The sequence below is a fragment of the Arthrobacter sp. LT660 genome, from assembly GCF_056172845.1.
In genome coordinates, this window is record NZ_CM149651.1 from 2,981,656 (window position 1) to 2,997,189 (window position 15,534).

Annotated in this window: 15 protein-coding genes; 5 read left to right on the top strand and 10 right to left on the bottom strand. The window is 70.2% G+C overall.

Annotation, left to right across the window (positions count from 1 at the left end):
- Positions 1 to 47 precede the first annotated feature (47 nt).
- The 4 genes from AC0QSG_RS13900 to AC0QSG_RS13915 form a co-directional block, all read right to left on the bottom strand.
- Positions 48 to 1,364 (bottom strand): MFS transporter, encoded by a 1,317-nt coding sequence (locus AC0QSG_RS13900; RefSeq protein ID WP_475375834.1) that lies wholly within the window; start codon positions 1,362 to 1,364, stop codon positions 48 to 50.
- Between the two features lie 58 nt (positions 1,365 to 1,422).
- A complete protein-coding gene (locus AC0QSG_RS13905; RefSeq protein WP_475375835.1) occupies positions 1,423 to 2,307 on the bottom strand; it encodes a sulfite exporter TauE/SafE family protein in 885 nt (294 codons plus the stop codon).
- Between the two features lie 65 nt (positions 2,308 to 2,372).
- Positions 2,373 to 2,669: a rhodanese-like domain-containing protein gene (locus tag AC0QSG_RS13910; protein ID WP_475375836.1), complete on the bottom strand. Its 297-nt coding sequence runs from the start codon at positions 2,667 to 2,669 to the stop codon at positions 2,373 to 2,375.
- 35 nt (positions 2,670 to 2,704) lie between these two features.
- Positions 2,705 to 3,298 carry a rhodanese-like domain-containing protein gene (locus AC0QSG_RS13915; RefSeq protein ID WP_475375837.1) on the bottom strand — a complete coding sequence of 198 codons (594 nt, stop codon included), beginning with the start codon at positions 3,296 to 3,298 and terminating at the stop codon, positions 2,705 to 2,707.
- 125 nt (positions 3,299 to 3,423) lie between these two features.
- Here AC0QSG_RS13915 and AC0QSG_RS13920 point away from each other — a divergent pair, with 125 nt between their 5' ends.
- Complete coding sequence (locus AC0QSG_RS13920) at positions 3,424 to 3,681, top strand: metal-sensitive transcriptional regulator (RefSeq protein WP_435728267.1); 258 nt, start codon at positions 3,424 to 3,426, stop codon at positions 3,679 to 3,681.
- 106 nt (positions 3,682 to 3,787) lie between these two features.
- Here AC0QSG_RS13920 and AC0QSG_RS13925 read toward each other — a convergent pair whose 3' ends face one another.
- Complete coding sequence (locus AC0QSG_RS13925; RefSeq protein WP_475375838.1) at positions 3,788 to 5,191, bottom strand: MBL fold metallo-hydrolase; 1,404 nt, start codon at positions 5,189 to 5,191, stop codon at positions 3,788 to 3,790.
- Between the two features lie 176 nt (positions 5,192 to 5,367).
- On the opposite strand from AC0QSG_RS13925, the gene AC0QSG_RS13930 reads away from it, so the two are divergent.
- The 4 genes from AC0QSG_RS13930 (at position 5,368) to AC0QSG_RS13945 (ending at position 8,649) form a co-directional block, all read left to right on the top strand.
- Positions 5,368 to 5,559, top strand: a complete 192-nt coding sequence (locus tag AC0QSG_RS13930) for a hypothetical protein (RefSeq protein WP_475375839.1) — start codon at positions 5,368 to 5,370, stop codon at positions 5,557 to 5,559.
- 126 nt (positions 5,560 to 5,685) lie between these two features.
- On the top strand, positions 5,686 to 5,874 hold the full coding sequence (locus AC0QSG_RS13935) for a DUF1737 domain-containing protein (RefSeq protein ID WP_475375840.1): 189 nt from the start codon (positions 5,686 to 5,688) through the stop codon (positions 5,872 to 5,874).
- The gene (locus AC0QSG_RS13940) at positions 5,875 to 7,068 is read left to right on the top strand and encodes an O-succinylhomoserine sulfhydrylase (protein WP_475375841.1); all 1,194 of its coding nucleotides are present in this window, start codon (positions 5,875 to 5,877) and stop codon (positions 7,066 to 7,068) included.
- A 120-nt stretch (positions 7,069 to 7,188) separates the two neighbouring features.
- Positions 7,189 to 8,649 carry an aldehyde dehydrogenase family protein gene (locus AC0QSG_RS13945; protein WP_475375842.1) on the top strand — a complete coding sequence of 487 codons (1,461 nt, stop codon included), beginning with the start codon at positions 7,189 to 7,191 and terminating at the stop codon, positions 8,647 to 8,649.
- On the opposite strand, the gene AC0QSG_RS13950 is transcribed toward AC0QSG_RS13945, so the two are convergent.
- From AC0QSG_RS13950 to AC0QSG_RS13970, 5 genes are all read right to left on the bottom strand, one after another.
- A complete protein-coding gene (locus tag AC0QSG_RS13950; RefSeq protein WP_475375843.1) occupies positions 8,646 to 9,560 on the bottom strand; it encodes an AEC family transporter in 915 nt (304 codons plus the stop codon). The two genes, AC0QSG_RS13945 and AC0QSG_RS13950, sit on opposite strands and share 4 nt — an antisense overlap.
- Before the next feature lie 178 nt (positions 9,561 to 9,738).
- Positions 9,739 to 11,121, bottom strand: coding sequence for an FAD-binding oxidoreductase (locus AC0QSG_RS13955; protein ID WP_475375844.1), 1,383 nt, complete (start codon positions 11,119 to 11,121; stop codon positions 9,739 to 9,741).
- A gap of 144 nt (positions 11,122 to 11,265) precedes the next feature.
- A complete protein-coding gene (locus AC0QSG_RS13960) occupies positions 11,266 to 12,288 on the bottom strand; it encodes an LLM class flavin-dependent oxidoreductase (protein WP_475375845.1) in 1,023 nt (340 codons plus the stop codon).
- Positions 12,289 to 12,613: 325 nt separating this feature from the next.
- Complete coding sequence (locus AC0QSG_RS13965) at positions 12,614 to 13,471, bottom strand: HAD-IIB family hydrolase (protein ID WP_475375846.1); 858 nt, start codon at positions 13,469 to 13,471, stop codon at positions 12,614 to 12,616.
- Between the two features lie 116 nt (positions 13,472 to 13,587).
- Positions 13,588 to 15,519 carry a metallophosphoesterase family protein gene (locus AC0QSG_RS13970; protein WP_475375847.1) on the bottom strand — a complete coding sequence of 644 codons (1,932 nt, stop codon included), beginning with the start codon at positions 15,517 to 15,519 and terminating at the stop codon, positions 13,588 to 13,590.
- Positions 15,520 to 15,534: the final 15 nt, after the last annotated feature.

Genomic DNA, 15,534 nt, shown 5'->3' on the forward strand with positions numbered 1-15,534 from the left:
GTGGTCCGTTGCGGTGGAGCGCGGCGGAACCTGTCACCTACGCCACGCTACCTGCGAGTTTCTCGGCGCGGAAGCCGCGGGTCAGGGTCCGTTCGCCGGGCAGAAGGGGGGTGCGTTTCGTACATTCGGACCGCGACGGCGATGGCCGCGGCCGCACTGAGGGCCGCTGCCGACCAGACGGCGGCTTGCAGGCCAGCCGCGTCGGCAACGACACCGCCGAGGATCGCGCCGACCGCGTAGCCGAGGTCGCGCCAGACGCGGTAGACGCCCACGGCGCGTCCCCGCCAGGCGGGGTGGGCGACGTCGCCGACGGCGGCCAGCAGCGTGGGGTAGACCATCGCGGTTCCGACGCCGAGCAGCACGGTTCCGGCGGTCCAAGCCCCGAATCCGTGGCCGAGGGCGATGACTGACAGGGCGGCGGCCTGGGTCGCCATTCCTGCGCTGATGAGCTGCTTGCGTCCGATCCGGTCGGAGAGCGCACCGGTCACCAGTTGCCCCAATCCCCACACCCCCGGGTAGAGCGCGAAGAGCAGGCCGATATGCGCCGTGCTCAGGTCGGCTGTGGCGAACAGCAGGGGGAACAGGCCCCAGGCGAGGCCGAAGTTCAGGTTGTTCACCAATCCCGCCAGGCTGGCCGAGGACAGCGCCGGTTCCCGCAGGCTGGTGAGGGACAGGATCTGGCGGTTGGTCAGGTTGGCGTCGACGCCATACCCCGGCGCGCCGCCACCGGTCATGTTCCCGGCGTCCAGGTGGGCGTGGCCCCGGGTTTCCTTGACGAGTGCGCCGGAGAGCAGGAGTCCCAATGCGGTGTAGGCGAGACCGAGAAGGAAGGGTGCGGGGCGCAGACCGTACTGTTCGGCGAGGTGGCCGGCCAGCAGGGACGCTGCCGCCACGGCCCCGTAGCCGGCGGCTTCGTTCAGGCCCATGGCGAGCCCGCGTTGCGCCGGCCCGACGAGGTCGATCTTCATCACGACGGTGGTGGACCAGGTCAGCCCTTGGTTGATGCCCAGAAGGACGTTCGCGGCGACCACCCAGCTCCAGTCCGGCGCGAGGATGAGCATGACGGGCACCGGCACGGCGAAGAGCCAACCGGCCAGCAGCACCGGCTTGCGTCCGTACCGGTCCGACAGCGTCCCGGCGAACCAGTTGGCGGTCGCCTTGGTGATGCCGAAGGCGGCCACGTAGGCGAAGACGAACGTGTACCCCGTCAGCCCGAACTCGGCCTCGGCGAGAAGCGGCAGGACGGTCTGTTGCTGGCCGACCATGCCCCCGACCAGTGCGTTGACCGCAACGAGCAGGGCGAATTGCGCCGCGTTGGCGCGCAGTCCCAGTACGGGCACGCGCGGGCCGGCGGTGTTCGTCATGCGGAAACTCCTGAGGGGGTCTACGGGAAGGGTGGGCGGCTATGGCGCGCTTCTTCGGCTAGCGGGTTTCGGATGTAGCGGTGGGCGCGAGTGTCTTGCGCAGTGGGCATGCGGGGATGGCGAGCCAGCAGAGCGCGGCGGCCGCGGCGAGGGCGGCGGCCACGATGCCGACGGCGAGGTTGGCGGGGGAGGGCAGTTCCTGCATCAGGACGAAGACGCCCATGGCCAGGACGAAGATGCCGAATCCCTTGCGCAGGGCGGCCTCGGGGATGCGTCCGGCGAGGCGGGCCCCGATGAACGAGCCGAGGATCGCCGCTGCGGTGACGCCGCCGACGAGCGCCCAGTCGAGGGTGACGGTGGTGAGGTAGCCTCCGAGGCCGGCGAAGGATTTCATGGCGATGACCACCAGCGAGGTGCCGACGGCGACGGGCATGGACAGGCCTCCGAGCAGCGCGAGTGCGGGGACGACGAGGAAGCCGCCGCCCGCGCCGACGAGTCCGGTGACCAGCCCGACGACGAGGCCTTCGATGATGACTTTGCCGACGGGCAGTTCATCGTTGTGCGGTGCGGCTGTGCGCTCCTTGCGGCCGCGGATCATGGCCAGGGAGGTGGCGACCATCATGAGCGCGAAGGCGATCATGAGGATGGTTCCGGGGATGTGTCCGCCGAGGAGTCCGCCTCCGAAGGCCCCTGCCATGCCAGCGGCGCCGAAGACCAGGCCGGTGCGCCACTTCACGCGCTTTTTGCGGGCGTGGTCGACGGCGCTGACGGCGGAGGTCGCTCCGACGACGAACAGCGAGGCGGCGATGGCTTCCTTGGGGTTCAGGCCGGCGACGTAGGTGAGGATCGGGACGGTGAGGATGGACCCGCCGCCGCCGAGCAGGCCGAGCGAGAGCCCGATCAGCACCGAGAGCAGGAGGGTCAGCGCGAGCGTGACGGTCATGGGTGGGGATCCTTGTCTGGGGAGGGGCTGGTTTGCGCGGGTTGGTTGCCGCGCGGGTCGAGCGCCTAGGCGGCGGGCAGGCCGGCGCCCTGCCAGGCGGTCATGCCGCCGGCCATCGTGTCGGCGGTGTAGCCGGCGGCGCCCAGCGCGTCGGCGACGCGGGCGCTGCGGTTGCCGCTGCGGCAGACGACGATCACGGGGCGGTTGCGGTCGATTTCGCCCAGGCGGGCGTCGAGGTCGCCCATGGGGATGTGGAGGGCGCCGGGGATCATGCCCTCGGCGGTCTCGAAGCCTTCGCGGACGTCGAGGATCTGGTCTTCCGCGCGGCGCCGGTTGGCCTCGTCGATGGTGATTTCGGGCATGGTTGCTCCTGTGGTTCGTGGTGAAGGGGGTGGGATCAGGACTGTGTTGCGGGGATCTGATCGATCGCGTCCCGGGCCGTTGGTTCGGACGCGGTCTTGTTCCAGGGCATCTTGGCCAGGGCCTGGCCCATGGCGCAGGTGTTGGTGGCGGCGGAGAAGGTCAGGCCGGTGCCGATCGCGCCGGCGAGGAGGCTCAGCTTGGGCGAGACGAGCTTCCCGGCGACGAGGCCGGCGAGTACGAGCGAGCCGGCGGCCATGCGCACCTGGCGTTCGAGGTCCCAGCGCTGGGCGCCGCGCACGACGTCGCCGCCTGCGGCCGCGAAGCCGGGCACTCCGCCGTCGAGGACCAGTGCGGTGCCGATGCCGGCGCCACCGAGGCGCGTGCGGGCCTGGGTGGCGCGCACTCCGGACTGGCAGACCAGCACCACGCGCGCGCCGAGCCGCTCGGCGAGCTCGTCGGCGTGCTCCGAGAGCAGCGGCAGCGGCACGTTGTAGGAGCCGCGGATGTGGAGGGTCTCAAATTCGGCGGCGGAGCGCACGTCGATGACGATCAGGTCCTCGTGCCGGTCGATCCACTGGCGCAGGGTCTGCGCGTCGAGTCCGGTCACGGTGGCGGTTGCGGAGGTCAAGAGGGCCTCTTTCGGTCGAACGAATGTGTCTCCAGAAGTCTGCCACATACCCCCTAGGGTATGCAACAAACCCTAGGGGGTATAGAATTGGGTAGAAAGTCGGAGACCCGCCCCAGGAGGCACTCGTGCAGTTGGACACCGCAGAACTCAAGCCCGTCGTCAACCGGCTCAAGCGCGCCCAGGGCCAGTTGGCCGCCGTCACGCGGATGCTGGAGGAGGGGCGAGACTGCAAAGACGTGGTCATGCAGCTCTCGGCGGTTTCGAAGGCGTTGGACAGGGCCGGGTTCGCGATCATCGCCACCGGCTTGCAGCAGTGCCTGGCGAGCGAGGACAACTCGATGGACAAGAAGGACCTGGAAAAGCTTTTCCTGAGCTTGGCCTGACATCCTCCCGGCCGGCGAAAGCCGGCGACGGAAAGGGCGCCCCGCTTCACTCGGGGCGCCCTTTCCGTGCCGGCCGGCGGCTTGGGGGGCCGCCGGCTCCGTGCCGCTAGGCGTTTGCGGTTTGGGTGGCCTTCCAGTCGGACCATGCGGCGTAGCTGCCGTCGAGCTCGACGACGTCGTGCCCGGCGCGGCGCAGGGCGCTGGCGGCCACCGAGTTCCGCACGCCGCTCTGGCAGTAGGTCACGATGGTGCCCTGGGCGGGCAGCTGGTCCTGGTGCCACAGGACGCGGCCGGCGCTGAGCTGCCGGGATCCGGGGATGTGCCCGTCGGCGTGCTCGGTCTTGTTGCGGACGTCCAGCACCAGCGCGGCGTCGAGGTCCTCCAGCTCGGCGGGCTGGATCAGCCGCGGTGTCTGCTGCGGAAGACCTTCGATTCCGGTGACGTAGCCGGAGAACTCGTCGATCCCGACGCGGACCAGATGGTCCCTGAGCTCCTGCGCCTGCTCCTGGTCCGCGGCGAGCAGGACCAGCGGCCGGTCGTCGGACTCGGGGTCGATCGCCCAGGCACCGTAGCTGGCGGTCTTGTTCCCGGCCGGGATGTTGACCGAACCGGCGACGGTTCCCGCGTGGACCTCGTTGTTCGGGCGGGTGTCCACGAAGGTCACCGCGTCGCGCGCGAGGTCGCGGGCGACGTCGTCCGCCGAAAGCTCCCGCAGCGGGCCCCGGTCGTCCAGCAGGGCCGGGCCGTGGCGGTTTTCGCGCTTCATGCGGCCGAAGTAGGCGTGGGCGTCCGGCTGGCCGTCGAGCAGTTCGTCGATGAAGCCCTGCTCGTCGTTGGCCCGGAGGTAGGGGCCCCACCAGGCGTAGAGGCGCTCGTAGCCGACGGTGGTGGAAGGCAGGGCGCCGAGGGCCTTCCCGCAGGCGCTGCCCGAGCCGTGGGCCGGGTAGACCTGGACGTGGTCCGGCAGGGTCAGGAACTTCTCGCGCAGGCTTCGGAAGAGCTGCTTGGCGCCCTCGAAGCGGGTGTCGGTGCCGCCGGCGGCTTCGTCCAGCAGGTCCGGCCGTCCGAGGTCGCCGGAAAACACGAAGTCGCCGGAGAGCAGGTAGCCGGGCTGGTCGCTGAACGCGCCGTCCGTCACCAGGAACGAGAGGTGCTCCGGGGTGTGGCCCGGGGTGTGGACGGCCTTGACGGTGATGTTTCCGATGGCGATCGCGTCGCCGTCGTGCATCCGGTTGGCGTCGAAGCCGTACTGCCAGTCCTCCCCGCCCTCGCCGGAGACGTGCATTTCCGCACCCGTGGCGGCGGCGAGCTCCCGGGTGCCGGAGAGGTAGTCGGCGTGGATGTGGGTCTCGGCCACGGCGACGATTTTCATGCCGTTGGCGGCGGCGAGGTCCAGGTAGGTGCCGATGTCGCGACGGGCGTCGACAACGACCGCCTCGGCCTTGCGCTGGCAGCCGATGAAGTAGCTTGCCTGGGCCAGGTCCTCGTCGTAGATGCGTTCGAGCAGCATGTGGTCTCCTTTTGGGGAATCGTCGTGGACACCCCGGGGGGTATCCGTTTTTCAAGACCAACAATAATACCTAGGGGGGTATGGCGCAAGGCCGTCCGGTTGCGATTGCATACCTAGGGGGGTATGGCTCATGATGGTGGATGCCAGGACCCCCTCCATCGAAACGGAGCCACAGAATGTGCCGAGCAGTTACCTGCCGAAAATGCGGAAAGACCACGTGGGCCGGATGCGGCAACCACGTGGACCAAGTCATGCGCCATGTCCCCAAAACCGCCCGCTGCGCGTGTGGTACCCTTAACGCGAAGTCCCCTCGTACGGACAGCCCGGCGCGGGCGGGGTGGTTTCGGCGACTCACCGGCCGGAAGTAGCCGCGATCGGTGGTGAACTCGTCGACGGGCGTCATGTGGGGAGGTGCGAGGAGGCCACCCACGGGTACCGTGAACTGCGCGGGTACCTGCGGGGCCCCCGACCGCCCGAAACGATGGAGTGAACCCATGTCCGATCCAGCCGAGTCCCCCTTGGCCTACCGGTTGCTCACCGGACCCGACGACCGCGCGTTCTGCGAGCGGGTATCCGCCGCGCTCGCCGAGGGGTACGAGCTCCACGGCGGCCCGTCGCTGACGTTCAACGGCGAACGCGTGATCGCGGCACAGGCGATCGTCCTGGCGCGGAAGGACGGCTAGGTGGAGGAGGCCGCCGGCTGGGACCCGCGGACGCGGGCGGTGCGGGGCGGCATCGACCGCACGCATTTCCAGGAGACCTCCGAGGCGATGTTCCTGACGTCGGGCTACGTGTTCGAGTCCGCGGAGGCGGCGGAGGCGTCCTTCAACGGGGAGGTCGAGCGGTTCGTCTATTCCCGCTACGGGAACCCGACGGTCGCCGCGTTCCAGGAGAAGCTGCGGCTGCTCGAGGGCGCCGAGGCGTGCTTCGCCACGGCCAGCGGAATGTCCGCGGTGTTCACGGCGCTCGGCGCTCTGCTGGCGGCGGGGGATCGGGTGGTCGCGGCTAGGAGTCTCTTCGGATCCTGCTTCGTGGTCCTGAACGAGATCCTCCCGCGCTGGGGCGTCGAGACCGTGTTCGTGGACGGGCACGACCCCGCGCAGTGGGAACGGGCGCTGTCCACGCCGGCCACCGCCGTCTTCTTCGAATCCCCGTCCAACCCGCTTCAGGAGCTCGTGGACATCCGCGCCGTCGTCGACCTGGCGCACGCCGCGGGCGCGCAGGTGGTGGCGGACAACGTCTTCGCCACCCCGCTGCTGCAACGGGCCACGGACCTGGGCGCCGACGTCGTGGTGTATTCCGGCACCAAGCACATGGACGGCCAGGGCCGGGTGCTCGGCGGCGCGGTCCTCGGGCGCAAGGACTTCATCGACGGCCCCGTGCGGAACCTGATGCGCCACACCGGTCCCGCGCTGAGCGCGTTCAACGCCTGGACCCTGCTCAAGGGCCTGGAGACGATGCCGTTGCGCGTCGACTACTCGACGGCGTCGGCGCTGCGGATCGCCCGTTGGCTCGAGGGGCAGCCGCGCGTCCGCCGCGTCGTCTACCCGTTCCTGGAGTCGCATCCGCAGCACGAGCTGGCGCTGAGCCAGATGAGCGGTGGCGGGACGGTGGTCACGTTCGAGCTGGAACCGGGCGGCGGCACGGCCAAGGAGGCGGCCTTCCGGCTGCTTAACGGCCTGCGGCTGGTCGACATCTCCAACAACCTCGGCGACGCGAAGTCGCTGATCACCCACCCGGCCACCACCACGCACCGGGCCATGGGACCGGAGGGGCGCGCCGCGATCGGCCTGGGCGACGGCGTCGTCCGGCTGTCCGTCGGCCTCGAGGCGACCGACGACCTCCTGAAGGACCTGGACGCCGCGCTGGGCGACTGAGCGCCACCGCGCACCCGGGCCCGGCCCCGCACCTGTGGCCGGAACCGGCCCGCGGACGTAGGCTGGCGGCACCACCACCGATGGGGCGGTATTGGTGCGCCCGGACCAAAGGAGTAGCTCGTGTCTTTTCTCGATCCGTCCGTATGGGACGGCAAGATCCACGTCGGCGGCTGGACGGCGGGATCCGGCGGCGTCCAAGACGTCGTCGAGCCGGCGACACAGGATGTGATCGGCCGGATTGGCGTGGCCTCGCCCGACGACGTCGCCCGCGCCGCGAAGACCGCCGCCGCCGCGCAACGCGACTGGGCCGCGCGCAAACCCGAGGAGCGTGCCGCCGTCCTGCGCCGGGCGGGGCTGCTCTGGGAGGAACACGCGGCCGAGGTCGACGACTGGATCGTGCGCGAATCGGGCGGCATCCCGCCGAAGGCGGCCCTCGAGAGCCACACCGCAGCCCACGAATGCTTCGAGGCCTCCGCCCTGCCCAGCCTGCCCGCGGGCGAGGTGCTCACCACCAACGAGGACCGCTGGTCGTTCGCGCGGCGCCGCCCGGCCGGCGTCGTATCCGTGATCTCGCCGTTCAACTTCCCGCTCATCCTGGGCATCCGCGCCGTCGCGCCGGCCCTCGCGCTCGGCAACGCGGTGCTGCTGAAGCCGGACCCGCGCACATCCGTCTGCGCCGGGGTCACCATCATGCGGATCTTCGAGGAGGCGGGCCTGCCCGCCGGCCTCCTCTCGCTGCTGCCGGGAGGGGCCGACGTCGGAGCCGCCGTCGTGGAGGCGCCCGAGGTCCGAGTGGTCGCGTTCACCGGCTCCACCGCCGCGGGCCGGAAGATCGGCGAGACTTGCGGGCGGCTGCTCAAGCGCGCGCACCTCGAGCTCGGTGGCAACAGCGCGATGATCGTGCTGCCCGGCGCGGATCTGGCCAAGGCCGCCAGCGCCGCGGCGTTCGGATCGTTCATGCACCAGGGCCAGATCTGCATGGCCACGGGCCGGCACGTGGTGCACGCGGACGTCTACGACGACTACGTCGACGCGCTGGCCGAGAAGGCGCGGAACCTGCCGGTCGGGGACCCGAAGAGCGGTCAGGTGGCGATCGGCCCGATCATCGACGGGCGCCAGCTGGAGCGGATCGACGGGATCGTCCAGGCCGCCGTCGCCGGCGGGGCGCGGCTGGCCGCGGGCGGCGAGCGCGGCGGGGGCTGGTTCTACCCGCCGACCGTGCTGGCGGACCTGGATCCGTCGCTGGACGCCTGGAGGGAGGAGATCTTCGGGCCCGTCGCGCCGGTGCGGAAGTTCACCGACATCGACGAGGCCGTGGCGATCGCGAACGACAGCAAGTACGGGCTATCGATCGCGATCCTCGGCGACGTCGGCCAGGCCATGCGGCTCGCCGACCGCCTGGACTCGGGGAAGATCCACATCAACGAGCAGACCGTCTCCGACGAACCGAACTCGCCTTTCGGCGGGGTCAAGGACTCCGGGAACGGCGGACGGATCGGCGGCCACGCGGCGAACATCGAGGCGTTCACCGAGACGCAGTGGCTGACGGTGCGTCCGGAGATCGCGCCATATCCGTTCTAGACCCCCGTCAACCACAGCGTCACCGGCAGCGTGGCGATCGACGCGACGGTTTGGAACCCATTCAGCGAGGCCATGAGCCGCACGTCCCCGCCGAGCCGCGAAGACAGGATCACGGACGACGCCGCCACGGGAAGCGAGCAGATCAGCACCACCGCGAACAGCGCGGTCGGCGGCAGGCCGAGCCAGGTGCCCATGCCGAACGCGGCCGCGGGCATCGCCGCGAACTTCAGCACGCCCACGAGCGGCAGCGCGGCCAGGTCCCCGCGGGTGACCTTGAGCGTGATCGCGGCTCCGGCGGCGAGCGTGCCGCAGGCGAGCGCCGGCGCGCCGAGCATCGTCAGGACGGCGTCCAGAGGCTCCGATCGCCACGGTGCCACGTTCAGGAGGACGCCGGCGATGCAGCCCACGATCAGCGGGTTGGTCGCGAGCTCGCGCCACATCGGTTGGTGTTTGGTCCCGGGCGAGCTGCCCCAGGCCGAGTGCGCCGCGACGCAGAGCACGTTGACCAGCGGCACCATCACGGCGCACGCCAGCGCGAACACGGCCACCCCCTGCACCTGGTAGACCGCCTGTGCGAACGCCAGCCCGATGTACGTGTTCAGCCGGATGCTACCCTGCATCATCGCCGCGACGGCGGGGCCCGGGAATCCCAAGGCCCGCGACAGCACGACGGCGGCGCCCGCCACGAGCAGCACCGGCACCGCGATCGCGGCCGCCAGCGGTCCCAGCGGAACCGCGGACAGGTCGGCGTTGCCGATCGAGACCATGAACAGGGCGGGCGTGAACACGTAATACGTGGTGAACTCGAGCCCCATCCACGGCTCCGGGGACTTCAGCACCCGGGCGCGCAGGAAAACGCCGAGGGCCAGGACGAAGGCCACGGGGACGATCACCGCGAAGACGGGCTGCACCTCTCCACTCTGCTGCCCGCGGCCGCCCCACGCAAAGCCCGGCCCCTAATGGCGCGTCCGTGTCGGGATACATGTACGAAAACCTCGCGCTTTCGTACATGTACCCCGACACGGACGCGAAGCGATCCGTGCGGCCCGCCGTTAGCCGGTGGCGGGAACCGGCCGGAAGGTAGCCCCGTCAGGCCTCCGGTACGAACATCTTCCCGGGGTTGAGGATGCCAAGCGGGTCGAACAGGGCCTTGATCCGGCGCTGGAGCACGTACTGCTCCTCGCCGAGCTCGTCCTTGAGCCAGCGGCGTTTGAGCAGCCCGATCCCGTGCTCGCCTGTCAGGGTGCCGCCGAGGTCCAGGGCGGTCCGGAACATCTCGCCGGCGGCCTCCCAGACGACGTCGGGCACCTCGTCGCCGTCGTACACGAAGAGCGGGTGCAGGTTCCCGTCGCCGGCGTGGCAGCAGGTGGGGATGAGCACGCCGTATTTTTCCTCGATGCGGCGGATCGCGGCGAAGGCGTTCGCCAGCTGGTCGCGCGGGACGGCCATGTCCTCCACCAGCAGCGTCCCCAGGGCCTCGAGCGCGGGGAACGCGTTGCGGCGCAGGCCCACCAGGCGGTCCGATTCGGCCGGGTCGGTGGTGGTCTCGACCCGGGCGCCGGCGGCGCGGGCGAGTTCGGCCACCCGCTCGGCGGTTTCGGCCGCGGCCGGGCCGTCGCACTGCACCAGCAGGTACGCGCCGGCACCGCCGAGGACGGGCCCTCCGGCGTAACGCTCGACGGCGGCAACGGCCCGCCCGTCCATGAGTTCCATGATCGCCGGGACCAGTCCGCTCGCGGTGATGGCGGACGACGCCGCGGCGGCCGCCTCGACGCCGTCGAAGAACCCGCCGACCGTGGAGATTTGACCGGCGACCAGGGGCTGGAGCTTGAGGGTCGCCTCGACGACGATTCCCAGCGTGCCTTCGGAACCGATCATGAGCGCGCAGACGTCGTAGCCGGTGACGCCCTTGACGGTGCGGTGCCCGACGGAGAGCAGGGTGCCGTCGGCGAGGACCACCTTCAGCGCCAGGACGGCCTCGCGGGTGACCCCGTACTTCGCGCACAGCAGCCCGCCGGCGTTCATCGCGATGTTGCCGCCGACCGTGGAGATGTCCTTGCTGGCCGGGTCCGGCGCCCACCACAGGCCGTGCCCGGCGAGCGCCCGGTTGAGGTCGCCGTTGATGATTCCCGGCTGCACGACGGCGAGCCGGTTCTGAGCGGAGACCTCCAGAATGCGGTCCATCGCCATCAGGGACAGGACGATTTCACCGGGCCCGGCGATCGAGCCTCCCGCGAGTCCGGTGCCGGCGCCGCGGGTGACCACGGGCGTGCGGAATTCCGAGGCGAGGCGGCACACCGTCTGGACGTCTTCGATGGTTCGCGCGCCGACGGCGGCCAGCGGGGCTCCCGCCGAGTGGTGCCCGGAACGGTCGGCCGTGCAGGCGGCGAGGGTGCCGGGGTCGGTGTCGACGAGGCCGGGCAGGGCCTCGCGCAGGGCGTCGACGACGGCGGTGCTCGTGGTGGCGGTCATGGCTCATTCCAGCAGTGCCATGTGACCCGCGTCAAAAGCGCGTGACCGCAGACTTCCATCCGTGTCGGGGTAGATGCTCGAAAGGCTCGCCCATTCCTGCACTTACCCCGACACGGACGACGCCGTACCGGTCCGGCCCCGCGCTTACCGCCAGCCGAGCTCCGGGGCCACGTGCGTCAGGATGGATTCGATGACGTGCGCGTTGTAGTCGACGCCGAGCTGGTTCGGGACGGTGAGCAGCAGGGTGTCTGCCGCGGCGATCGCCTCGTCCTCGGCCAGTTTGGCGACGAGCTCGTCCGGGGAGCCCGCGTAGGACCGGCCGAACACGGCGCGCGTCTTCGGGTCGATGTTGCCGACCTGGTCGGAGCTGTAACGGTCGCGGCCGAAGTACTGCCAGTCGCGCTCTTCCGTGAGCGCGAAGATGCTGCGGCTGACCGAGACGCGCGGCTCCCGCGCATGCCCGGCCTCCTTCCACGCCTGCCGGTACAGCTCGATCTGCTCGGCCTGCTGGACGTGGAAGGGCTTGCCGGATTCGTCGTCCTTGAGCGTGGAACTCTGCAGGTTCATGCCCAGCTTCGCCGCCCACACGGCCGTCGCGTTGGAGCCGGAACCCCACCAGATGCGTTCGCGCAGGCCTGCGGAGTGCGGCTCCACGCGCAGCAGGCCCGGGGGGTTCGGGAACATCGGGTTGGGGCTCGGCTGCGCGAAGCCCTCGCCGCTGAGCACCTCGAGGAGGCGCTCGGTGTGGCGCCGGCCCATGTCGGCGTCGGACTCGCCGTCGTTCGGGGCGAAGCCGAAGTGGCGCCAGCCGTCGATGACCTGCTCTGGTGAGCCGCGGCTGATGCCGAGCTGCAGTCGGCCTCCGGAGATCAGGTCGGCGGCGCCGGCGTCCTCCGCCATGTAGAGCGGGTTTTCATAGCGCATGTCGATCACGCCGGTGCCGATTTCGATCTTGCTGGTGCGCGCGCCGATGGCCGCGAGCAAGGGGAACGGGGAGGCGTACTGCTGCGCGAAGTGGTGGACGCGGAAGTAGGCCCCGTCCGCGCCGAGCTCCTCCGCCGCGACGGCGAGGTCGATCGCCTGCAGCAGCGCGTCCGACGCGCTGCGCGTGCCGGACTGCGGATGGTCGGTCCAGTGGCCGAAGGACAGGAATCCGATGTTCTTCACAACAGGAGCCAACACGACGCCGGCGCGTCCTATTCCTGCGCCTCGCGTTCGTGCGCCTCGGCGGTTGCCGGAAACGGCATGGGCAGACGAATGCCCCGGCCGCTGTCCACGGCCGGGGCATCCCGTCACTTGCTATCACTCGCACCCTCGAGGAAGGTGTCTACGACGTTACTCGCCGGTTCTTGGTGGATGCTGTGTGCGGGGTGGGCGTTGGCTCCGTGCCCGCGACGCATCGATGTCGGGATAGGTGTACGAAAGATTCAGTCTTTGCCCCACTTACCCCGACACGGATGCCGTCCGTTGGCGTGGGAGGGCGGCAGCCGCCTTAGCAGAGTCCCAAGTCGGCGAAGGCGGCCACCAGACCTTCCCGGTGCGGGGGAGCGGCCGTCCGGTCCGCCAGTTCCAGGAGCTCGGGGGAGGATCCCTCGATGGCGATGCCCACGCCGGCGTAGGCGATCATCTCCAGGTCGTTCTGGCCATCGCCCATGGCAACGGTGTTCTCGCGCGTGATGCCGAAGTGGTCCATGGCGGCGGCGATCCCGTCGGCTTTGCTGATGCCCCGCTGGTAGAGCTCTCCGGAATGCCGTCCCTCGTCCGCGACCGAATTCTCGACGAGGGCGATTCCTTCCCCGATGTCCTCCGCGATCCGCTCCACCGGAACGGGGGATTCGAAGACGGAGATCTTGGCGAAGGAGACGGAGGCGGGGTCGGTGAGCAGGACCAGCGAGCCAAGTATGGCGGAGGAGCCCTTGGCTTCGCCGTCCGCACCCTTCTCGAAGTGGTCCTCGACGATTTCCCGCAGCCGCGGCTCCGCCCTCGGCGGCACGTGCAGGGCGGTTCGGGACTCGAGGATGTACACGGCGTTGTGGGCGTCCAGTGCGGCGATGGTCCGGGCGGCGAGGTCGGCGGGGAACGTCCGGTCCATCAGCACCTCTCCACCCACCTCCGCGTAGGCACCCGCGCTGGCCACGATCCCGTCGAACCCGGCTCCGAGGATGTTCGCCGGCAGCATCGACAGGGGACGCCCCGTGCAGAGCAGGACCTTGTGGCCGGCCGCGCGGGCCGCCCGCACCACGCGCACGTGGCCGTCGGGGACCACCCCGTAGTCCGCGTAGGTGCCGTCCACGTCGAGGAAAACGGCCCGGATCGTCGTCGCGGTTATCACGGCCGGTGCAATCGGCATTGGCTTGGGCATCATGACCCGGAGTTTACCCGCGCGGGCCGTCCAGCCGTGTCGGGATAGGTGTACGAAAGAATCACGCTTTCCGACATGTATCCCGACACGGCTGCGGCCGTCGCCTACCGCTCCAGCGGCGCGCCGTGCGCGTCGACCGCGAGCCGCACGACGTCGTCGTACTCCCGCCGTTCGGTCTCCACCAGCTCGTAGTCCGAGTCCAGGACCGGGAAGACGTGGACCGGGGTGAGCTCGAGCTCGGCGCCGGCGTCGGTGTTGGTGACGTCGATCTGCAGGTGGCCGTAGTGCAGGCCGCCGGAGACGATCTGGGGCACGCCGTTGGAGTCGTCGGCCCAGGTCTCGGGCTGGTTGGCGGGGGCGGACCATTCGGAGTGGGTGTTGAAGCGCAAAGGCCCGTATTCGCCGGCGTCGTTCTTCACGAGCTGTTCGCCGCGCAGTCCGTCGCCGGCCACGCCGACGTCGTAGGAGTGGAAGCCGCGTCCGTCGCCGTCGGCGTCGACCCAGGAGCGCTCGAACATCTCGTCGTGCCCGGCGATGACGGCGGCGACGCCGTGCTCCTCGAACATGGGGGTGTAGGCGCGCATCGCCGTGCCGGACTGGTTGTCGGCGTGTTCGTGGTTCGGGGGCGTGCCGTGGACGCCGTTGGAGTAGGCGGAGTGGTGGAACTGCACCAGGACGATCTGCCCGTTGGCCCGCGCGTCGGCGAGCTGCTCCTCGGCCCACGCCCACTGCGCGGACGCGACGTCCATGTTCGGCAGATCCACGTCCTCCTCGGTGGAACCCGGGAACAGGGACAGGAAGCCGCGAACGTAGGAGTCGAACGTGAACTCGCCCTGCGTGTCCGTGGACAGGTTCGCGGAGGTGAGGTTGGTGTCGTCGCCGGAGAAGACCTCACCCGAGAACGTGCCGGTCTTCGTGTCCTCATCCGGGCGGCCGTTGGTGGAGTCCAGCGTCAGGACGGTCACCGGGCCGTGGTCCACGCGGTAGTAGGAGCCCTTGTGCTGCGGGTTCTCCGGGTCCTGCGGGAGGGAGAAGTAGTCGAGGTACTTGTTGCGGGAGATGACCGCGGGGGTGCGGTCCGCGTCGGTGCCGTAGCCGCCGTTGAGCGCGGCGTAGGTTTCCCAGTTGCCGAGCGCGGGCAGCAGCGGCACGCGGGAGGCGAGGTCCGACTGCTCGCCGGCGACGTGCCCGAAGAACTCGTCCCATGCCGGCTGGTAACCAGAACCCTGGGTCAGGTCGCCCGCCATCATCACCAGGTCCGGGTCGGCGGCGTCGACGTGGGCGAGGTTCTCGTTGAACGCGGTGGACTGGTCCAGCGGGTAGCGCAGGGTGGGCTGTCCGTAGCGCGTGGTCGTGCCGAATTTAGCGGCGTACGCGGAATCGGTGCCGGGGCGCGGCTCGGAGCCCGGGGCGTAGCCGTTGGTGGGGGAGAGCTCCCATTCGCGGTGCTCGGTTCGGCCACGGGGCTCGGTTTCGGAGTCTGACATCGCGACGATCCGCACACTGTCCCAGTCGCCGGCCTTCGGCGCGGTGCGGAACGACGCGGCGTGTTCCCGGCCGTCCTGGGTCACCGTGTAGGTGTACCGCTTGCCCGGTTTGAGGCCCTCGACGGTGACGGAGTGCCTGTAGTTGGAGTTGGAATTCAGCCACGATCCCTGCTCCAGCCCGGGAATCTCCTGGGCGAGTTCCTTCTCGGTGTATTCCATGAGCTCCAGGTACTCCGGCGCGCTGGTCAGCCGGGCCGCGTTGCCCGCTCCTCGGCCCTGCGGGTTGCCCAGGCCCGGACCCTTGACTGTGGCGGTGCCGGCGGCGGCCGTCTCGGAGATCCAGTTGATGGTCATCGAGGTCGATGTCGGCGCCTGCAGGTACGGAAGGACGCGGAAGCCGGGCTCCGGGGCCTTCGCGGCGGCGGGGAGGACGACGGCGGCGCCGGACAGTGCGGGCGTGGCCTGGGCCGCGGGGGCCGCGGCCAGCGGCAGGACGATTGCGGGGAGGACGACGGCGGCGGCCAGGCGGGTGGCGGTGCGCTTGTTCATGGGGGTGCTCTTCTC